21 protein-coding genes are annotated in these 21,545 nt (G+C 33.3%); 12 read left to right on the plus strand and 9 right to left on the minus strand.

Annotated elements, in window-relative coordinates; all coding sequences use genetic code 11:
- Positions 1-265: 265 nt before the first annotated feature.
- The 6 genes from RT99_RS02245 to RT99_RS02270 all read left to right on the plus strand — a co-directional run bounded on the left by RT99_RS02245 (position 266) and on the right by RT99_RS02270 (position 9,192).
- The gene (locus tag RT99_RS02245; RefSeq protein WP_042563101.1) at positions 266-1,279 is read left to right on the plus strand and encodes a YafY family protein; all 1,014 of its coding nucleotides are present in this window, start codon (positions 266-268) and stop codon (positions 1,277-1,279) included.
- A 248-nt stretch (positions 1,280-1,527) separates the two neighbouring features.
- Complete coding sequence (locus tag RT99_RS02250; RefSeq protein ID WP_042563102.1) at positions 1,528-1,974, plus strand: MarR family winged helix-turn-helix transcriptional regulator; 447 nt, start codon at positions 1,528-1,530, stop codon at positions 1,972-1,974.
- Between the two features lie 70 nt (positions 1,975-2,044).
- Positions 2,045-4,435: a 3-hydroxyacyl-CoA dehydrogenase/enoyl-CoA hydratase family protein gene (locus RT99_RS02255; RefSeq protein ID WP_042563103.1), complete on the plus strand. Its 2,391-nt coding sequence runs from the start codon at positions 2,045-2,047 to the stop codon at positions 4,433-4,435.
- 103 nt (positions 4,436-4,538) lie between these two features.
- On the plus strand, positions 4,539-5,720 hold the full coding sequence (locus tag RT99_RS02260; protein WP_042563104.1) for an acetyl-CoA C-acyltransferase: 1,182 nt from the start codon (positions 4,539-4,541) through the stop codon (positions 5,718-5,720).
- Positions 5,721-5,956: 236 nt separating this feature from the next.
- Positions 5,957-7,762, plus strand: a complete 1,806-nt coding sequence (locus RT99_RS02265) for an acyl-CoA dehydrogenase family protein (RefSeq protein ID WP_042563105.1) — start codon at positions 5,957-5,959, stop codon at positions 7,760-7,762.
- A gap of 335 nt (positions 7,763-8,097) precedes the next feature.
- A complete protein-coding gene (locus RT99_RS02270) occupies positions 8,098-9,192 on the plus strand; it encodes a glycoside hydrolase family 18 protein (RefSeq protein WP_042563106.1) in 1,095 nt (364 codons plus the stop codon).
- Between the two features lie 54 nt (positions 9,193-9,246).
- Here RT99_RS02270 and RT99_RS02275 read toward each other — a convergent pair whose 3' ends face one another.
- Together RT99_RS02275 and RT99_RS02280 are read right to left on the minus strand one after the other, a co-directional pair.
- Positions 9,247-9,765 carry a DUF4251 domain-containing protein gene (locus RT99_RS02275; protein ID WP_042563107.1) on the minus strand — a complete coding sequence of 173 codons (519 nt, stop codon included), beginning with the start codon at positions 9,763-9,765 and terminating at the stop codon, positions 9,247-9,249.
- 5 nt (positions 9,766-9,770) lie between these two features.
- On the minus strand, positions 9,771-10,196 hold the full coding sequence (locus tag RT99_RS02280; protein ID WP_042563165.1) for an META domain-containing protein: 426 nt from the start codon (positions 10,194-10,196) through the stop codon (positions 9,771-9,773).
- A 188-nt stretch (positions 10,197-10,384) separates the two neighbouring features.
- Between RT99_RS02280 and RT99_RS02285 the strand changes: the two genes are divergently transcribed.
- Positions 10,385-10,912 carry a superoxide dismutase family protein gene (locus RT99_RS02285; protein WP_042563108.1) on the plus strand — a complete coding sequence of 176 codons (528 nt, stop codon included), beginning with the start codon at positions 10,385-10,387 and terminating at the stop codon, positions 10,910-10,912.
- Between the two features lie 106 nt (positions 10,913-11,018).
- Entirely contained in the window at positions 11,019-12,221 is a 1,203-nt protein-coding gene (locus RT99_RS02290; protein ID WP_042563109.1) for an LETM1-related biofilm-associated protein, read from the plus strand.
- 34 nt (positions 12,222-12,255) lie between these two features.
- Here RT99_RS02290 and can read toward each other — a convergent pair whose 3' ends face one another.
- From can to RT99_RS02310, 4 genes are all read right to left on the minus strand, one after another.
- Positions 12,256-12,894, minus strand: a complete 639-nt coding sequence (can, locus tag RT99_RS02295; protein ID WP_042563110.1) for a carbonate dehydratase — start codon at positions 12,892-12,894, stop codon at positions 12,256-12,258.
- A 126-nt stretch (positions 12,895-13,020) separates the two neighbouring features.
- Positions 13,021-14,670 (minus strand): SulP family inorganic anion transporter, encoded by a 1,650-nt coding sequence (locus RT99_RS02300; RefSeq protein ID WP_042563111.1) that lies wholly within the window; start codon positions 14,668-14,670, stop codon positions 13,021-13,023.
- Between the two features lie 78 nt (positions 14,671-14,748).
- Complete coding sequence (locus RT99_RS02305; protein WP_242607161.1) at positions 14,749-14,961, minus strand: hypothetical protein; 213 nt, start codon at positions 14,959-14,961, stop codon at positions 14,749-14,751.
- Between the two features lie 239 nt (positions 14,962-15,200).
- Positions 15,201-15,680: a Dps family protein gene (locus RT99_RS02310; protein ID WP_042563113.1), complete on the minus strand. Its 480-nt coding sequence runs from the start codon at positions 15,678-15,680 to the stop codon at positions 15,201-15,203.
- 109 nt (positions 15,681-15,789) lie between these two features.
- On the opposite strand from RT99_RS02310, the gene RT99_RS02315 reads away from it, so the two are divergent.
- Positions 15,790-16,734: a LysR substrate-binding domain-containing protein gene (locus tag RT99_RS02315; protein ID WP_042563114.1), complete on the plus strand. Its 945-nt coding sequence runs from the start codon at positions 15,790-15,792 to the stop codon at positions 16,732-16,734.
- A 32-nt stretch (positions 16,735-16,766) separates the two neighbouring features.
- On the opposite strand, the gene RT99_RS25640 is transcribed toward RT99_RS02315, so the two are convergent.
- A complete protein-coding gene (locus RT99_RS25640) occupies positions 16,767-16,964 on the minus strand; it encodes a hypothetical protein (protein ID WP_042563115.1) in 198 nt (65 codons plus the stop codon).
- Positions 16,965-17,129: 165 nt separating this feature from the next.
- Positions 17,130-17,795, minus strand: a complete 666-nt coding sequence (gene mnmD / locus RT99_RS02325) for a tRNA (5-methylaminomethyl-2-thiouridine)(34)-methyltransferase MnmD (protein WP_042563116.1) — start codon at positions 17,793-17,795, stop codon at positions 17,130-17,132.
- A 307-nt stretch (positions 17,796-18,102) separates the two neighbouring features.
- On the opposite strand from mnmD, the gene RT99_RS02330 reads away from it, so the two are divergent.
- Positions 18,103-19,173, plus strand: coding sequence for a branched-chain amino acid aminotransferase (locus RT99_RS02330; protein ID WP_042563117.1), 1,071 nt, complete (start codon positions 18,103-18,105; stop codon positions 19,171-19,173).
- A 315-nt stretch (positions 19,174-19,488) separates the two neighbouring features.
- On the opposite strand, the gene RT99_RS02335 is transcribed toward RT99_RS02330, so the two are convergent.
- Positions 19,489-19,869, minus strand: coding sequence for a nucleoside triphosphate pyrophosphohydrolase family protein (locus RT99_RS02335; RefSeq protein WP_042563118.1), 381 nt, complete (start codon positions 19,867-19,869; stop codon positions 19,489-19,491).
- Positions 19,870-19,951: 82 nt separating this feature from the next.
- Between RT99_RS02335 and RT99_RS25645 the strand changes: the two genes are divergently transcribed.
- Positions 19,952-20,140, plus strand: coding sequence for a hypothetical protein (locus RT99_RS25645; protein ID WP_042563119.1), 189 nt, complete (start codon positions 19,952-19,954; stop codon positions 20,138-20,140).
- 191 nt (positions 20,141-20,331) lie between these two features.
- Positions 20,332-21,483, plus strand: a complete 1,152-nt coding sequence (locus RT99_RS02345; protein ID WP_042563120.1) for an SRPBCC family protein — start codon at positions 20,332-20,334, stop codon at positions 21,481-21,483.
- Positions 21,484-21,545: the final 62 nt, after the last annotated feature.

Consider the following 21,545-nt stretch of genomic DNA (forward strand, 5'->3'; position numbering starts at 1 on the left):
TTTTTGAGGCGTAAAAGTATACGTTTTTCTTAAACAAAAAAATAGTACAAATACCCATTTTAAAAAGAAGTAACCAACCCAATGCGCAAGTATTTTGCGCAGTACAATAAAAAGTGTATTTTTAGCACTTAAGTTAACAAATCAAGAATTAATGCCTATTCAATAAATTTTAATAAAAATAACGCAATCAGCTAATTATAAGATTTTATTTACACTAAAAAAGTAATCAAAATCAATTCATAATTTAAAGTTTAAACATATAAAAATGTCTCAAAATAAAAACGCCTTAATTCGGTATAAAACGATAGACAAATGTCTACAAAATAAATACCGGCAATGGACTTTGGAGGATTTGATTGAAGCTTGTTCTGAAGCTTTGTTTGAATACGAAGGCCGCGAAAACTCTATTAGCAAACGAACCATTCAAATGGATATTCAGTTAATGCGAAGTGAAAAACTGGGTTATAACGCGCCAATTGTGGTTTACGATAAAAAGTATTACAAATATGAAGATGACGAATTTTCGATAACGGATATTCCACTAACGGAAACCGATATGAATGTTTTGACGGAGACGGTTTCGATGTTGAAACAATTTAAGGATTTCTCGTTATTTAATGATGTATCAGATATTCTGCAGCGTTTGGAGGATAAAATCTACGCCGAAAAATCGCATACCAAACCGGTTATTTATCTCGATAAAAACGACAATTTAAAAGGACTTCATTATCTGGACGAAATTTATCAGGCGATTATTAAAAAGGTTACGCTTGTTATTACATATAAATCATTTAAATCTATTGAGGAAAGTAAGTTTCATTTTCATCCTTTTATATTAAAAGAATTCAATAATCGCTGGTTTCTTATCGGGAAGAAAAAAGGCTCTGCTCCTGTGAGCAATTTGGCTTTGGACAGAATTATTGCGATTGACTACGATTTTAATCTTCCGTATTTAGAAGAAGATTTTGATGCTGAATCGTTTTATAAGAATATTATTGGCGTAACGGTAAATTCTGGTTTGCAGCCGCGACGCATTGAACTTTGGGTAAACCCTGAAAATGCACCTTATGTATTAACGAAACCCTTGCATCAAAGTCAAAGACTGATTCAGGAAAACGAAGATAAAAGTGTTATTGTGCATTTGTTTATTTCGCCTAATTATGAAATGGAACGCCTTTTATTGGGCTTTGGCGACGGAATCGAAATTCTGCGTCCGGAAAACCTTCGAAATCGCATGAAAAAGATACTTCAAAAGGCATTAAACCGTTATGATGAATAAAATTTATTCGCATTTAAACTCTTATTATTTTACATAAAGAATAATTAAAGGGCTATTTAAGAGGCATAATCTTTTTTTAGAATCTTAAATTTGTATAAATCTCAAAAAAGAATAGTATATTTCAATTCCAAAACTAACCCTAAACTCCTCTATTTCAGAGGGATTTTTTTACTAACCAAAAATTTATTAAAAAATTATATGCATGCATAGTATTTTTTGATTATATTTGAAATCGATATAGTTACAATATGAAAGACAAAACGATAGATTATATTTTAAGAGCCACCTGGCAAGCTGTATCAAGAATGTATAATGAAGAAGCAGCCAAATACGACGCAACAATGGCGACCGGATTTGCTCTTTTAAGTATTGACAAAGAAGAAGGAACCCCGTCGACAGCTTTAGGGCCAAGAATGGGAATGGAAGCTACGAGCCTTACCAGAACATTGAAATCTATGGAAGACAAAGGTTTGATTGTTCGCAAAAAAAACCCAAGTGATGGTCGCGGTGTTTTAATTTACCTGACTGAATTTGGAAAAGAAAAAAGAGATTTATCTAAAAATACAGTTCTGAAATTTAATGAAACAATTAGAAAACATGTTTCTGACGAAAAACTGAAACATTTTATCGAAGTTTCTGAAATTATAAACGAATTAATTCAGGACAAAAACATATTTACCCAAACAGAAAAATAGAAAATGAATAACCTGATTTTTATCAAAACGGGAAACTTCAAATTCAAATAAAAAACAAATATTAACTACTATGAAACGCACGATTAAAAAAGTTGCTGTAATTGGATCCGGAATCATGGGTTCAGGAATAGCCTGCCATTTTGCCAATATTGGTGTTGAAGTTTTACTGCTTGACATCGTACCACGCGAGTTGACAGAAGCTGAAACTAAAAAAGGATTAACGCTTGAAAGCAAAGTTGTTCGCAACCGAGTGGTAAACGAGCACTTAGCGAATTCATTAAAATCGAAACCGTCTCCTATTTACAGTCAAAAATTTGCAAGCCGAATCACGACTGGAAATACGACTGATGATATAGCAAAAATTGCCAATGTTGACTGGATTATTGAAGTTGTAGTTGAACGTTTGGATATCAAAAAACTGGTATTTGAACAAATTGAAAAATTCCGTACACCGGGAACTTTGGTTACTTCTAACACTTCTGGTATTCCGATTCATTTTATGAGCGAAGGAAGAAGCGAAGATTTTCAACAACACTTCTGCGGAACCCACTTTTTTAACCCTGCGCGTTACTTAAAATTATTTGAAATTATTCCTGGTCCAAAAACTTCTACTGAAGTATTGGATTTCTTAAACGAATATGGTTCTAAATTTTTAGGAAAAACTTCGGTTGTTGCTAAAGATACTCCGGCGTTTATTGGAAACAGAATTGGTATTTACGGGATTCAGAGTTTATTTCATTTGGTAAAAGAAATGGGATTAACGATTGAAGAAGTAGATAAATTGACTGGTCCGGTAATTGGTCGTCCAAAATCGGCTACTTTCCGTACCGTTGACGTGGTTGGTTTGGATACTTTGGTACACGTTGCCAACGGTATTTATGAAAACTGCCCGACAGACGAACAACACGAATTGTTTAAACTTCCTGATTTCATCACCAAAATGATGGAAAATAATTGGTTAGGAAGCAAAACAGGACAAGGTTTTTATAAAAAAGTAGATAAAGATATTCTTTCTTTAGACTTAGATACATTAGAATACCGCGCTGCTAAAAAAGCAAATTTTGCTACGCTTGAACTAACTAAAACTATCGATAAACCAATCAATCGTTTTAAAGTTTTAGTGAAAGGAAAAGATAAAGCGGGTGAATTCTACCGTAAGAGTTTCGCCGGAATGTTTGCTTATGTGTCAAACAGAATTCCTGAAATCTCAGACGAATTATACAAAATTGATGATGCTATGAAAGCCGGTTTTGGATGGGAAAATGGTCCATTCGAAATTTGGGATGCGATTGGTGTTGCCAAAGGAATCGAAATCATGAAAGCTGAAGGTTTAGAGCCTGCTGCATGGGTTACTGAAATGTTAGCTTCCGGAAGCGAAAGTTTCTATTCTGTTAAAGAAGGAGCGACCTTCTTCTACAATATTCCAACAAAATCACAAGTAAAAGTTCCTGGACAAGATTCATTCATTATTCTGAACAACATTCGCGAAAGTAAAAAAGTTTGGAGCAATAGTGGTGCAATTATCCAGGATTTAGGAGATGGAATTTTGAACTTAGAATTCCAATCTAAAATGAATACAATTGGTGGCGATGTTCTTCAGGCTATCAATAAAGCAATCGACTTATCTGAAAAAGAATATCAAGGTTTGGTTATTGGTAATCAGGCAGCGAATTTCTCTGTTGGAGCCAATATCGGAATGATTTTCATGATGGCAGTTGAGCAGGAATATGACGAATTGAACATGGCTATTAAATTGTTCCAGGACACGATGATGCGCGTTCGTTATTCTTCAATTCCGGTTGTGGTTGCGCCTCACGGAATGACTTTTGGCGGTGGATGCGAAATGAGCTTACATGCTGATAAAGTCGTTGCTGCTGCTGAAACTTATATGGGATTAGTTGAATTTGGTGTTGGTGTACTTCCTGGTGGTGGCGGATCTAAAGAAATGGCTTTGAGAGCTTCAGATTTATTCCGCAAAAACGACGTGGAATTGAACGTTCTTCAAGAATATTTCTTAACAATCGCTATGGCAAAAGTTTCGACTTCTGGTTATGAAGCTTTTGATACAGGACTTTTGCAGCATGGTAAAGATGTTATTGTAGTAAACAAAGACCGTCAGATCGCTGAAGCTAAAAAACATGCTTTGTTAATGGCAGAAGCGGGTTACACACAGCCTATCAGAAGAACTGATGTTAAGGTTTTAGGTAAACAAGCACTTGGAATGTTCTTAGTTGGAACAGACCAAATGGAAGCTGGAAAATACATTTCTGAGCACGATAAAAAAATCGCTAACAAACTGGCTTATGTAATGGCCGGTGGTGATTTATCTGAAGCAACTTTAGTATCTGAACAATATTTATTAGATATCGAACGTGAAGCTTTCTTGAGTTTATGTACTGAGAGAAAGACTTTAGAGAGAATTCAATATATGTTAACTAAAGGAAAACCACTTCGTAATTAGAAAAATAGAACAAAGATGCAAGAAGCAAGACTTCAAAACTAGTTTTGTCTTTTCTCTTGCCTCTTGCCTCTTTCTTCTAAAAATCTTAAAAAAACAAAAACAAATGAAAACAGCATATATAGTAAAAGCATATAGAACCGCAGTTGGAAAAGCACCAAAAGGGGTTTTTAGATTTAAAAGACCTGATGAATTAGCAGCAGAAACCATTCAGTTTATGATGGATGAACTGCCTGATTTTGACAAAAAACGTATCGATGACGTTATGGTAGGAAATGCCATGCCGGAAGCAGAACAAGGACTTAACGTTGGACGTTTAATCTCTTTAATGGGATTAAAAGTTGAAGACGTTCCTGGTGTAACGGTTAACCGTTATTGCGCATCCGGATTAGAAACTATCGGAATGGCAACTGCTAAAATCCAATCTGGAATGGCAGATTGTATCATTGCTGGTGGAGCTGAAAGCATGAGTTTTATTCCAATGGGAGGTTACAAACCAACTCCGGATTATAAAGTTGCTGCTGCAGGTCACGAAGATTACTATTGGGGAATGGGTTTAACTGCTGAAGCGGTTGCTAACCAATACAAAATTTCAAGAGAAGATCAGGATGAGTTTGCTTACAATTCTCATATGAAAGCTTTGAAAGCACAGGCTGAAGGGAAATTCGACAAACAAATCGTTCCGATTACTGTTGATCAGACTTTCATCAATGAAAATGGTAAAAAAGAAACTAAATCATACGTTGTAAAACAAGACGAAGGTCCAAGAGCCGGAACATCAGTTGCCGCTTTAGCCGGATTGAGACCTGTTTTTGCTGCTGACGGAAGTGTTACAGCAGGTAACTCATCACAAATGAGTGATGGTGCTGCTTTTGTTTTAATCATGAGTGAGGACATGGTTAAAGAATTAAACCTTGAGCCAATCGCCAGATTAGTAAATTTTGCTTCGTCTGGTGTTGAGCCAAGAATTATGGGTATTGGTCCTGTAAAAGCAATTCCGAAAGCATTGAAACAAGCCGGTTTAGAATTGAAAGATATTGACTTGGTTGAATTAAACGAGGCTTTTGCTTCTCAGTCTTTGGCTGTAATTCGCGAGTTAGGTTTAAATCCTGATATCGTAAACGTAAACGGTGGAGCAATCGCTTTAGGACACCCTCTGGGATGTACAGGTGCTAAACTTTCTGTTCAGCTATTCGATGAGATGAAACGCAGAGGTAGTAAATACGGAATTGTTTCGATGTGTGTTGGAACGGGTCAGGGAAGCGCTGGAATTTACGAAGTATTGTAAAGACGTCTTGTTTGTCATTTCGACTAACGAGAAATCGCACTAGTATTTCGACAAAGTAACCATCTAGTTTGTCATTCCGAGGAACGAGGAATCTCCGCGACAATTATCCGCATAGTTTGTTAATCGTTACGGAGTTACTTGCGGAGATTCCTCCTCCGTCGGAATGACAAAAAAGCCGGAAATACTAAATTATAACAAGGTTATAAAAATATAAAAACATACAAAAAACAAAAGCAATGGCAGATACAATCGAAAAAAACGTAACCCGTGGTGGTCAGTTTTTAGTTAAAGAAACAAAGTGCGAAGATATCTTTACACCAGAAGATTTTTCGGAAGAGCAGTTAATGATGCGTGACTCTGTGAAAGAGTTTGTAGACAAAGAAATTTGGCCTAACAAAAATCGTTTTGAGAAAAAAGATTACGCATTTACAGAAGAAAGTATGCGTAAAGCTGGTGAACTAGGACTTCTAGGAGTTGCTGTTCCTGAAGAATACGGCGGATTAGGAATGGGATTCGTATCTACAATGTTGGTTTGCGATTACATTTCTGGTGCTACAGGATCTTTCTCAACTGCTTTTGGTGCACATACAGGAATTGGAACTATGCCAATTACACTTTATGGAACTGAAGAACAAAAGAAAAAATACGTTCCTAAATTAGCTACCGGAGAATGGTTTGGAGCTTATTGCTTAACAGAACCAGGCGCAGGATCTGATGCTAACTCAGGAAAAACAAAAGCTGTTTTATCTGAAGATGGAACGCATTATAAAATTACAGGACAAAAAATGTGGATTTCGAATGCAGGTTTCTGCAGCGTTTTCATCGTTTTTGCCCGTATTGGAGATGATAAAAACATTACAGGTTTCATCGTTGAAAACGATCCGTCTAACGGAATTTCTATGAATGAAGAAGAGCATAAATTAGGAATCCGTGCTTCTTCTACACGTCAGGTTTTCTTCAACGAAACGAAAGTTCCGGTTGAAAACATGTTGTCTGAAAGAGGAAACGGTTTCAAAATTGCAATGAACGCATTAAACGTTGGTCGTATTAAATTGGCTGCTGCATGTCTTGATGCACAAAGAAGAGTTACTTCTGGAGCTGTAAAATATGCTAACGAAAGAATCCAGTTTAATACTGCAATTTCATCTTTTGGAGCAATTCGCTCTAAATTGGCTGAAATGGCAACTAGCGCTTATGCCGGAGAAAGTGCTTCTTACAGAGCTGCAAAAGATATCGAAGACAGAATCGCTGCTCGTGAAGCAGAAGGCACAAGTCATCAGGAAGCTGAATTGAAAGGTGTTGAAGAATATGCTATAGAATGTTCTATTTTGAAAGTAGCTGTTTCTGAAGATGTTCAGAATTGTGCCGACGAAGGAATTCAGGTTTTTGGTGGAATGGGATTCTCTGAAGACACTCCAATGGAAAGTGCATGGAGAGATGCCCGTATCGCTCGTATCTACGAAGGAACAAACGAAATCAACAGAATGCTTTCTGTAGGTATGTTAATCAAAAAAGCAATGAAAGGCCATGTTGATTTACTTGGACCAGCAATGAAAGTTCAGGAAGAATTAATGGGGATTCCATCTTTTGATACTCCGGATTTCTCTGAATTATTTGCTGAAGAAAAAGGAATCATCGCTAACCTGAAAAAAGTATTCTTAATGGTTGCCGGAAGTGCAGTTCAAAAATATGGTCCGGATTTGGATTCTCACCAACAGTTATTAATGGCTGCTTCTGATATCTTAATTGAGATCTATATGGCTGAAAGTACTATTCTTAGAACTGAAAAATTAGCCAAAAATCAAGGTGAAGCTAAAGTACAAGAGCAAATTGCTATGGCAAAATTATACTTATACAAAGCTGTAGATATCGTGAACTTAAGAGGAAAAGAAGGAATCGCTTCTTTCTCTGAAGGTGACGAACAACGTATGATGTTAATGGGATTAAAACGTTTTACAAAATACACCAACTTGCCAAACGTAGTGGCATTAAGAGAAACAATTACCAATAAATTAGTTGCAGAAAACGAATACTGCTTCTAATATAAAATAGTTTTTAGCTTTTAATTTGTTTAAACCCGCACTAATCCGAAACAGTGCGGGTTTATTTTTTTTATTTTTTCACTATGTGATTTTTTTTTCACCATATAAGTTATATAAGTTCATTTAAATATATTTTGCCGATATTGTTTGCGATTTTAATTACTTATATTTTCTAAAACGCATTTAAAACATATAGCTTATATTTTCTTATATAACTTATATGGTTTAAACAATCACAAATCTTTATTAAAATTACAATTCTGTTACACATTCTATAGCGATTTTTATATTCTAATGTTTTATATTTAGCATTTCAAAAAACTAATAGCTTAAAAATGAAACAAATTAACCTGATTGCCCTTTTATTCTTTTGTGCTCTTACTACAAATCTTTTTGCACAAAAAAATAAAAAAATGGATGTCATTGCTTACTATACTGGTGATGATAAACTAATTAACGAATACGAAGTAAAAAAACTAGATCAAATTATTTTTAGCTTTTGTCATCTAAAAGACGGAAAACTAAGTGTAGATTCTGCTAAGGATTCTACCACTATTAAACATCTGGTTTCATTAAAAGCATCAAATCCACAACTTAAAATTGTGCTGTCACTTGGTGGCTGGGGAGGTTGCGAACCTTGTTCTGCTGCATTTTCGACTGCTGAAGGAAGATTGAAATTTGCAAAGTCTGTAAAAGAAGTAAGTACTTATTTTAAAGTTGACGGTTTAGACCTTGATTGGGAATATCCTGCAATTGAAGGACTTCCTGGTCATTTATTCCAACCTGCCGACAAACCTAATTTTACGGAATTAATTAAAATACTGCGTTCTACTTTAGGAAAAAAATACGAATTGAGTTTTGCTGCCGGAGGTTTTCAAAAATATCTTGACGAATCTATCGATTGGAAAACTGTTGCGCCATTAGTAAATCGTATCAATATTATGAGTTACGATTTGGTAAACGGTTATTCTAAAGTTACCGGACATCACACGCCATTATACAGCACAAACCCGAATGAAGAATCTACAGACAGAGCCGTTACTTTTTTACTAAAACAAGGAGTTCCTGCTGAAAAATTGATTATTGGCGGTGCCTTTTATTCTAGAACATGGAAAAATGTAGAAAACGTAAATAATGGCCTATATCAAGCCGGAGAACATATTCAGGGTGCTGATTTCAAAAACTTTGCTACCACTTATACAGAAGCAAACGGTTGGAAATATTTTTATGATGAAAAAGCACAAGCACCATATTGGTATAATGCGGGTACAAAAACATTTGCAACATCTGATGATATTAAGTCTATCAAAGCAAAAACTGAATATGTAAAAGCTAAAAAATTAGGCGGAATTATGTTCTGGGAACTTACTTTGGATAGCCCAAAAAACGGAATGCTTAATGCTATTTATGAAGTTAAAACGGCTAAATAAATTCATTTAAAAGAATAAAAAACGGCAGTTGTCTTAGAGATAACTGCCGTTTTTTTATTTTTTAGTTTCGCTCTCTTTCGGAGCACGAATTCTTCCATCGTAAGAAATGGATGCTCTGTTATTACTATTGATACTAACCGATATACCGCCATCATAAAAAATAGTAAACAAAAGATCATACACATCATTTGTTCCCTTAACGGTTGTTTTGATCAGGTATTTTTTTCCCTTTTGTTCTACTTTGATGTTTTCCGGTTTTCCTTCAAATTTTATTCCGCCATCTGCCCCATACCCTACGTTGAATGCTCTTCCAAAAAAAGGCAAATCGCAAACTACATTTTCTGAAGTAAATTTTATAAAATAGGTATTGTAATCTAAATTAAGCATTCTGGTTCCTTGCGGATACGCTTTCTCTGCATCAAAAACAAAATTTTTAGAATTGATAAGTGCTTCAATTTCTTTTTGTTTTTGAAGCTCTTTTTCTTGTTTTAATTCTTTTTTGGTTTTTTCCTGCGCAAAACCATCAAAGCTAAAGAAACAAAACAGCATCAATAAAATTGCTACCCTTTTCATGATTTCTATTTTTTAGTGAATCGCATCATGGCAATATCACCGGAAATTAAATTCAGTGTTTTGCCATCATCTGTAATATCGTACGAAGTTATTTTTTGCAGCGTATTCATATATGTCTGCTCCCCTTGTCCATCTCCACACATCATTTTGGTCATTGCCATTGGTTGTGTAAAATCAATTTTGTTACCGTCAACGCTCAATTTTCCTGTGTATGAATTACAGCTGCTATTACCCGAAACACGGTTTTCTTTTGAGTCAAAAACTATTGTTGGTTTTTTATTTGGGTATAAACCATCAAAAGCAATTCTTGGTCCTGAAATATAATTAAGTTCCCAGGTTCCGTCAAGTTTAGAAACTGTACCTGTTTTTGTGCATTTACATGAGATCAATACAAGCCCTAAAAAAACTAAAATTAAAGCATTCTTTATCATAATATTACTGATTAAATTAAAAATTTCAATTGAATTATTTACGTAAAATCGTACCCAGAACTGAATCATTTTTATAAAAACAGGAACAAAGCAAAACCAATAGTTTTGGTTTTTTTTAACTTTTGGCCTCAGAGAGTTTCAGTAATTTTATGCTAAATTTACTTATTATTTAATTAAATGCCTTAAAAATGAAAAAAATAATCCTCTCTTTCGCTATAATTACAGCCTTAATTGTTGGTTGTAAAACAAGTACAAAATCTAATGATGCTAAAACTTTAACAGTTGCACTGGAACCAAAAAGTGGCAGCACTGTTACCGGAACCGCAACTTTTACTGAGAAAAATGGAAAAGTAACATTTACAGCAAAAATGGCCGGATTACAACCCGGAGTTCACGCTATACATATTCACGAAAAAGCAGATTGTTCTGCTGCTGATGCAAGTTCTGCAGGCGGACACTGGAACCCAACGTTTAAAAAACACGGAAAATGGGGCGTTGGAGAATATCACAAAGGTGATATCGGAAACTTTACCGCAGATGCTCAGGGTAATGGTTCTATCACATTGACTACTGACGAATGGTGTATAGGATGTGAAGATGAAACCAAAAATATCCTGGGAAAAGGTTTAATCGTGCATCAGGGAACGGATGATTTTACCACTCAGCCAACCGGAAATGCAGGCGGTCGAGCGGCTTGTGCAGGAATTATCAAGTAAAAACACAATAACCACTATTTTTTCACAAAATTTAGTGGTTATTTCATTTAAAATTTAAACATACCACAAGAAAAAGATATAGCTTTGTAGCCTCAAACTAGTAATAATGATTAACCCATCGGCATCCGGCTGGATCGATAAATTTTTTAGCGAACAAAAGTTCTCAGAAGCAATTCCTTTTGAAACTGTGGATTCTTTTTACTATAAAGTAAGAGAAACCGGCTTTATCTATGGACACATTATTTCGATTGATTCCCAAATTCCAATTCCGATAAAAGGCTGGTTTAAAACCGAAATTTCTAAAATTGCCTTATTAAATACTTTATATGGTGTTTTTTGTTTAGAAAAAAGAAATTCGGAACCAAAAAATTTTATCGCAGAGGTTTTAAGATTTTACAATGAAATGAATCCTGAAGGCTTTAATCTTTTTAAAATTTTACTTCCAAAAGATACTCCTTCCCTTTCTCTAGAAAATATAATCGATGAAAGAGTTCAGACTAATGATAGTATTATTAGTAAAAACTTTTCGCATTTAGTAACCAACGCTTTGTTGTTTATTGATGTTTTGGCTTTCAGACAATATTTGGCTCATGGTGAAATTCCCGAGAAATATTTAAAACGAATTGAAGAAACGGTGCTTGGTATTGTTGGTTTGGCTTTAAAAACCAAAACAGTAAAATCACAACATGACGATTTATTGATTAAACTTTTTGAGGCCTCTATTCGCTATTCAAAATTTTCAAAAGTTACTGTTGAGACTTTAGAAACCTTACAATTAGACTATTTCATCAACAGATTAGAGCAATACTATTTGATTGATATGGCAGGAATGGCTTTATGGAGCGATGGTGTTGTAGAAAATGAAGAAGCTTATTTTCTATATTCATTAGGATCGATGTTGCGCGTTTCTGATAATTTTGTAACGCAAAGTATTGATACTACACATAGTTTTATTACAACCCATAAACATAAAATTCCTTATTTTAATTACTCAAACCCAGTAAAGCATTTTTACGACCAAATGACGCATACGGTTGTAAAACTGATTATAAGAAACAAAAACAGACTTGTTAGGGAAATTGTTCAAAGCAAAGAATTAATGGTTCTTTTGGCTCATTCTACAACGAGGGATCTGGATGCGAAAGAAAAGAAAAAAGTAAAAAAACAGCTTTTGGATATCTGCAAAACGATTCCGTCGCTTACTATATTTTTACTTCCGGGAGGAAGTTTGTTGTTACCGATTTTAATCAAGTTTATTCCAACCATGTTACCATCGGCATTTAATGAAAATCTAGACGAAAACGAATAAAAAAAATCGCCCTTTTGAGGCGATTTTTTATTTCTTATAAATTACTAAGCTGGTAAACTTCGTCTAATTCATCATTCGAAGCAATATTTACATTCAAATCGGTTACAAAACCAGAATTTAAACCGTAAACCCATCCGTGAAGCATTAAATCCTGACCATTTTTCCACGCACCTTGTACAATTGATGTTTTGGCTAAGTTGTAAACTTGTTCTTTAGCATTAATTTCAACAAAAGCATTAAAACGTTCTGTTTCGTCTTCAATTGAATTTAAATATTTATCATGTAAACGATATTCATCTTTAATATGACGAATCCAGTTATCAATAATTCCAACAGACATATTTCCCATTGCAGCTTTTACACCACCACAACCGTAATGTCCGCAAACAATAACGTGTTTTACTTTCAAAACATTTACTGCATAATCCAAAACACTTAACATATTCATATCAGAGTGTACGACCATGTTGGCAATATTTCTGTGTACAAAAACTTCACCCGGTTTAGCACCAATAATTTCGTTTGCAGGAACACGGCTGTCAGAACATCCAATCCATAACAATGGCGGTGTTTGTCCTTTTGCTAAATCTGCGAAATAATTTGGGTCTAATGCTAATGATTTTTCAACCCATTCTTTATTGTTGTCTAATAATTTTTGATAAAATTCTCTCATAATGTATTACTATTTTATAATGGCATTTATAGTGTCTAAAAATATCAATAAAGACTACTTTTTGTAAAGTTACCTAAATTCTGATATTTCTTCACTTTAGAAATACCTAAAATTTATTTAATTGTTTTAAAATTGTTCTTTTGTAACTTCTTTCTTAACCAGCGCTCTTTTTGCAACATCATAATAATGTTCTATCGAAACGTGATTGTTATTATCAGGCGTATTTTCTAATTCATACGCTTTTTTGAAACCTTTCAGTTTCACCTTAATATTTTCATCAATTGCACGTGTTTCTTTAAACTCGCGAATTAAATCAAGAACATCATGAGCAATATATTCCGTATCATGCGCATTGATGATTACTTTTGAGTTTTCAGGAATTTCACTCAATGTTAATTTAATTGCCGCTTTGTTCAAAAATGAAACTTCCTGCGCCAAATCGATATGAATAACATCTCCGTCTTCGTATTCTTCCTTTTTAAAGCTGTAGGCTCTTTTCAGGTTTCCTCTCAATACAAAAATAATACTGATGATGATTCCTAATGCCACACCTTTTAATAAATCGGTCGCTACAACAAATACCAAAGTGGCAATAAATGGCACAAACTGATATTTTCCTTTTTCCCAGAAATGGAAAAACGTTGCAGGTTTTGCTAATTTATATCCAACTAAAATCAAAACAGTTGCCAAAGTAGCCAACGGAATTTTGTTTAAAAGTGCCGGAATAGACAAAACACTTACTAATAAAAGTACACCATGAATAATTGCCGACATTTTAGATTTTGCCCCGGCATTGTTATTTGCTGAAGATCTTACCACAACAGATGTCATTGGCAAACCACCTAAAAGTGAACTTACTATATTACCAATTCCCTGAGCTCTAAGTTCAACATTGGTATCAGTATAACGTTTTTGAACGTCCATTCTATCTGAAGCCTCAATACACAACAAAGTTTCGATAGAAGCAACAATAGCAATGGTAACACCTACAACCCAAACCTGTGGATTTGTTACTGCAGAAAAATTTGGTGTAACGATAATAGATTTAAATTCATCAAAAGATTTTGGAACCGGTAAAGAAACTAAATGTTCTTTTGCAATTGCCAAAGAGCTTCCGGTAGCAATAAAAATTTCATTTAAGACTACTCCTAAAATAACAGCAATAAGCGCACCCGGAACTAATTTTAATCGCTTTAAAAAAGGAACTTTATCCCAGGAAATTAAAATCGCCAGCGAAATTAATGAAATAACCACTGCTCCTAACTGAATATGATTGATAACATCGAATAAAAATGAAAATGAATTGCTTCCATCATTTTGAATAAATGCCTGATCGCCTTCAAAATCAGCATCGTAACCAAAAGCATGCGGAATTTGTTTTAGGATGATAATGATACCAATACCTGCTAACATTCCTTCGATAACATTGGTTGGAAAATAATTTGAAATACTTCCGGCTTTTAAAAATCCTAATGCTAACTGAATTGCCCCGGCAATAAAAACAGACATTAAAAATACATCGAAGGCACCAAAATCAGTGATTGCGGTTAAAACTATAGCTGTTAAACCAGCTGCGGGACCAGATACACTAACATGTGACTGGCTTAAAAACCCAACCACAATACCACCAATAACACCTGCGATAATTCCAGAAAATAAAGGCGCTCCAGAAGCCATTGCAATACCTAAACACAACGGAAGAGCCACCAAAAAAACCACTAAACCTGAAGCAAAATCAGATTTAAGGTTGGCAAAAAGATTAATTTTTTTTGACATAATACAATACTAATAATTGATACATAAAAGATCTACTGTATTTATGATAGAATACAGTTTTTTAAATAATCGGAAGTATTATGACAAGTTGGGAGGTGGAGCAAAAATGCTCTGAGAAATATTATCAAGTTTGGCAATATTTTCAGAAACTATTGTTCTTTTTTCAATATAAGCAGGCAATAAAACTTCATGTTGAAGTATTGCCGGATGAACAGTTGCTTTAAGTTCTTTATGTGAATGCTCTTCTTCAGAAAAACTGAAAGATAAAGACGTATTATTACATTTCTTCATCAACGTTACTACTGTAGGAGTTGATAAGAAGGCAATAAATATGAATAATAATATGCGAGCAACTAATTTCATTGTGGCAAAAATAGCGTTAAACAAATAAAATCAAAGCGAAGAACGTAAAATTTTATAGAAATTTAACAAAAATAAAAAACAGAATGATGTTTAATTAACCATTCTGTTTCTAATTTATTTATAAAGAGCTTTTTACAACTCTTTCTAATTTATTTATAAAGAGCTTTTTACAACTCTTCTTCAAGCCAGGCATTCATCATCCAAATTGTTTTTTCCTGTTCGGCAATGAAATCACTCATCATAGAATTTGTTCCTTCATCATTAATTTCTGCTGCTTTATTAAGAATTTCTCTTTCAATTTTTAATAAATCAGATAAGGAATTAACAATTAAGTGCACTGCTTTCTCATCATTTGAAATGTTTTTTCCAACTGTTAATTTGTTATTTTGAATGTAATCTTCAAATGTATGCAACGGAGTTCCGCCTATGGTCAGGACTCTTTCGGCAATCATATCAATTTTCAATTGTGAATCTGTATATAATTCTTCGAATTTTACGTGTAAATCAAAGAAACGTTTTCCTCTAATATTCCAGTGAATTCCTCTTAAGTTTTGATAATAAACCTGAAAGTTTGATAATAAAACGTTTAGCTCTTTTACTAATAATTCTGATTCTTTTACAGGCAATCCTAAAATATTTGTTTTCATGTTTTTATTGTTTTTACAGTAACTTACTACAAATTTAGAGGAAGTTCTTTAAAAAAAGTATAAAAAAAAATTATATTTTCTTATTTTTGTATCAAAAATTACTATCAAAATGACGATAACTCAATTACAATATGTATTAGCTGTAGCCGAACATAAAAATTTTACCCTTGCTGCCGAAAAATGTTTTGTTACGCAACCCACATTAAGTATGCAGATTCAGAAAATTGAAGAAGAATTGAATATTTTAATTTTCGACAGAACAAAAAAACCAATCCAACTTACAGATATAGGTCAAAAGATTGTAAATCAGGCCAAAAATATTGTAAATGAAGCTGATAGAATTAAAGATATTGTAGAACAGCAAAAAGGTTTTATTGGCGGAGAATTTCGTTTAGGAATTATTCCGACGATTATGCCAACGCTTTTACCTATGTTTTTAAATAATTTTATCAAGAAATATCCAAAAGTTAAATTATTAATTGAGGAATTAAATACGGATGAAATTATTGTAAAATTAAAAAACGGACATCTTGATGCTGCGATTGCCGCTACTCCATTAGAAGATGAAAAAATTAAAGAAATCGTTTTGTATTTCGAACCGTTTGTAGCTTATATTCCGGAACAACATGCTAATTTTCAAAAGGATGAAATTGAAGTTGCCGATTTAAACATCAACGAAATTTTGCTTTTGCAGGATGGACATTGCTTTAGAGACGGAATTTTAAATTTATGCAAAAACGGAACTGATGTCGAACAAAATAATTTTCAGATTCAAAGCGGAAGTTTTGAAACCCTTATAAAATTAGCCGATGAAGGTTTGGGCACAACGTTACTTCCGTACTTGCACACCTTAGATTTGAAAGATTCCGATAAACTGAAACTACGAAACTTTAAGGAACCAAAACCTGCCCGAGAGGTAAGTTTAATTTACCCAAAGAGCGAATTAAAAATGCAAATCATTGACGCTCTTAGATCTACAATTGCCGGAGTTGTAAAAGGAGCAATTGTTTTTCAAAACGTACAAATCATTAGTCCGCTGCATCAAAAGAAATAAAATAAAAAAGGAGCTGATTAGGCTCCTTTTTTTTATACTTTGATGAGTAGTAAACTTGGTTTTAGTTCTGGTTTTTCAATAATAAAATTTAATAACCACTCTTGTAATTGCTCCATTTCGTATGGTAACAGCGTTTTGATAGCTTTTTCCAGTTCTTTACAGAAAAGTATCGGATCGAAACTAACTCTCTCAAGTATTGATTTCGTGTAATCAAACATCATTTTTGACATAATAAAATATGAATATGGGGGTTATTTATATTTCTAAACTCGCACCAAATGTAAACAAATATCACACATAAAGATGCTTTTTAACTTATTTTTTTAAAAATTTTAGCAACGAAACCGTTTTCTTAATAAACATAAATCAATATAGAATTATTCTAAATAACTGATTTAAGTGCTTTTAGTCGCTCTAAACATCTCACGTTTTCCTGGTGGTCCCGCTAACTTTTCTACGGTAAATCCTACCGAAATCATGCTCCTTTTAACAACTCCTCGGGCAGCATAAGTTACCAAAACACCATTTGGTTTTAAACTATTATACATTTTCTGAAAAATTTCTGTACTCCATAACTCTGGTTGAACCCGATATCCGAAGGCATCAAAGTAAATCAAATCAAAAATTTCATAATCGTCTATTTCATCAAAAAATTGTTTCCTTTTAGTTAACGAAAAGCAGGTGCTAATTTCGGTTTTATTATTCCATTCACATTTATGCATTTTTTCAAAAATGTTATCAAATTCCAATGCGCCGAGTTCAGTAACATAATTCATTTCCAAAACTTCACTTGCATCTACAGGATATGCTTCTACCCCCACATAATCTATATTTTGCTGTTTTTGGTTTGCTTCCAGAAAAGTAATAAAAGCATTAAGTCCGGTTCCAAAACCAATTTCAAGAATCGAAACGGGTTTATTACCAAATAATGAAAGTCCATTTTTTATAAATACGTGTTTTGCTTCCTGAATTGCGCCATGTTTAGAATGGTAACATTCATCCCATTCTTTCAAATGAATTGTTGTTGAGCCATCTAGCGTTTTAATTATTTCTCTTTCCACTTTTTGAGATTACTAGCAGGATTTTATTCGTTTAAAACCCATTTTTCAAGTCAAAATTACTCAAAACAAATGCGTAAAGCCTTAAAATTCGATTGTTTTTTCATAAATTCTTTATAAAACTAAGTATTTTATTTCCGTTTATTATAAGATAAATAAATCTCAATTAAACACAGGAATTAATGCAGTTTTACCAAGCAAATTGTATAATTTTACTTAATTTTGCATTGAATAAAACCTATTTAACACCAAATCATCACTTTAGATTCATTTTATTGAGATGAACATTACATAAAAAACATACATTACTATGAGTACAACTCAAACAAACAAAATTGAAATCAGAAAAGCTACTTCGTCTAAAATAAGCGCAGTAGACTTTGAAAACTTAAGTTTTGGTGCTGTTTTTACAGACCATTTATTCGAATGTGATTTTAAAAATGGAGAGTGGCAAAATCCTGTCATTAAGCCTTATGCTCCTATTTTAATGGATCCTTCTTCAAAAGTCTTCCATTACGGCCAAGCAATTTTTGAAGGAATGAAAGCTTATAAGGATGAAAACAATGATGTTTGGTTGTTCAGACCTGATGAAAACTACAAACGTTTCAATAATTCTGCGGTTCGTATGGCAATGCCTGAAATTCCGGAAGACATTTTCATGGAAGGTTTAAATGAATTATTAAAAATCGATAAAGAATGGATTCAGAGAGGAAATGGAAGCAGTATGTATATCCGTCCTTTTATGATTGCTACAGGACCTGGTGTTATTGCAAATCCGTCTGACGAATATAAATTCATGATTTTACTTTCTCCTGCAAAATCATATTATGGTGGAGAAGTAAAAGTAATTATTGCTGAACATTATAGTAGAGCTGCAAATGGCGGAATTGGTGCTGCAAAAGCGGCCGGAAACTATGCTGCACAGTTTTACCCAACTAATTTAGCAAACAAAGATGGTTTCCAACAAGTTATCTGGACAGATGACGCAACGCACACTAAATTGGAAGAAGCGGGAACAATGAACGTTTTCTTTAGAATTAATGATACTTTATTGACTGCTCCAACAAGTGAAAGAATTTTGGATGGTGTTACCAGAAAAAGTTTAATTGCAATGGCAGAAAAAGAAGGATTAAATGTAGAAGTTCGCCCGGTTATTGTTTCAGAATTGGTAGAAGCTGCTAAAAACGGATCTTTGAAAGAAATTTTTGGAGCTGGAACTGCTGCCGTAATTAGTGTAATTAAAGGATTCTCCTATCAGGATGTTTATTATGAAATGGATCCTATTGAAAATTCATATGCTTCTTTATTAAAAGAGAAACTAACAAATCTTCAAAATAAATTATCTGAAGATACTTTTGGCTGGACAGTAAAAGTTCAATAATCGAAAGATATTTCAAAATAAAAACCCGACAGATTTAAAATTTGTCGGGTTTTCTGTTTTATGATATATATTGAATTGTAAAATATTTGAATACAATAATAGATTTTTAAAGCTTAAAAAAAGGCATTTTACTTATTCTAATACATAAGGCTATGTGCTATATTTTTCACGCAGATTTAAAAAGATTAAAGCAGATTTTATTCTCATTTTATATTATTCCTGATAATTATACTCAGCTTAACAAAATCTGTTTAAATCTGCCAAATCTGCGTGAAAAAATCTTTTTAATCTTTTAATCTGTGGCAACAAGATTTTTTATAGCAGTTTCGAAAAATCCGGTTTAAAATAATTCGGGCCTTTCATTACTTTTCCGTCTTCTCTGTAAATTGGCTGTCCATCTTCGCCTAATTTACTCATATTACTACGCTGAATTTCATCAAAAACGGCTTCAATTTTATCCTGCAAACCGTGTTCAATAATTGTTCCGCATAAAATATACATCATATCTCCAAGAGCATCAGCAATTTCGACTAAATCATTTTTTTGCACTGCATCAAGATATTCTTCATTTTCTTCTTTCATTAAATTATAACGAAGGTATTTTTTGGTTTCACCCAAATCTGCGATTGGAGTTTCGCTGTGTCCTATTTTAAAAGCCGTATGAAATTCTTTTACAGCATCTATTTGTTTCTTCATGATTTTATTTAGTTAAATGGAGTACCAAATTAGCAACTATTCATATACAATTCTCTAAATTTGTCAAAAATAATTTCAACTTATGTTTAGTCAGGGACAATTAATATTCGCAGTCTGTTTTTTTATCGCATTTGTAATCGTTATGATTTTTGCTTACCGAAAAGATCTTGCACTGCACAAAATTTTTTACAAAGGAAATTACAAAGTATTAATTGGTTTCTTACTTTTTATTGCGATTTTATTTGTTATCAAAATCTTTTTTAAAAGGTAATTCCGGAATTTATTTCTATATTTAAAATATAAAGACAGAAGCCTGAGATTTATACTTAAGTTTTTATTATTACCGTTCTGTCTAAATATTTTTATTGATCATATTATAACTAAAAAGTACCGTTTTATTTTTGCGCTATTCGCCAGACTAGTAATAAAATTTATAACTTTACGAACCAAATAACCTGCACGATGAAGATTTTAAAATATCTATTTCTATTATTATTACTAACTCTAGTTGCCCTAACTGTATTTGTTGCTACTCAAAAAGGAATTTTTTCTATTGAAAGAAGCAAGGTGATTAATTCACCCCGAGCTACAGTTTATAACTATGTAAATGATTTTAGAAATTATGAAGATTTTGAATCATGGTCTCTGGAAGATCCTTCAATGAGAATGACTTTTCCAAATAAAACTATTGGAAACGGAGCTTCATATTCATGGGAAGGTGTTGAAGGAAAAGGAAGTGCGATTACACTTAAAACAAAAGACGGCGAAAGTATTCAGCAAAAAATGAAATTTGATGGCACAGAAGCTGATGTAAACTGGACCTTTAAAGACACTTTGACAGGTAAGACAGTTGTAACCTGGAAAGCCAAAGGAACAATGAGTTTTTTATTTAAAATCTATACCGCTTTAAACGGCGGATCTGATAATGTTATTGGTACTATTTATGAAAAAAGTCTTGCTAACATTGACAAAAACTTAGATTACGAAACTAAAACTTTTACTGTAAAAGTAAATGGTGTTGTTAAAAAAACAGAGACTCCTTATATTAAACAAACTTTTACAAGTGAAATCTCCAAAGTAAATAAAAATGCCAGAGTCGTAATTCCGAAACTGATTCATTTTAGCCAGACTAACGGATTACATAATAATGGAAAACCATTTATTATATATCATACTTACGATATAACAACAGGTTTGGCAAAAATTTCTATTTGTTTGCCAATCAATAAAGAGATTTCGATTAGCGCAGGAAGTGATATTTTAGCTGGAAAATTAAATAGTTTCGAAGCTGTAAAAACCACTTTAACGGGCGATTACTCGCATACTAATGAGGCAATTGTAAAAACAAGAGCTTTTATAAACAATGAAAAAATTGTTCCTGAATTGGGATGGTCGCATCTTGAAATTTTAACGGTTAGCAAATTGGATGTAAAAAGTCCGTCGAAATTAGTAACTGAAATTTATTTTCCAACAAAACCAAAAGTAGTTCCGGTTCCGGTTGAAGCTCCGGTTTACAGACCGCAAACCCAAACACAGACACCGGCACAACAAAAACCAGCTGCTACAACAACTACGCCTCCACCTGCAAAAGAAGAAGAGCAATCTGAATTCTAAAAAATTAAAAGGTAGATTAAACCTTTTGTTTTAAATTCATTCTAATAAGTTAAATGATAAAG

The organism is Flavobacterium sp. MEB061, assembly GCF_000834715.1.
Classification (GTDB): Bacteria; Bacteroidota; Bacteroidia; order Flavobacteriales; family Flavobacteriaceae; genus Flavobacterium; species Flavobacterium pectinovorum.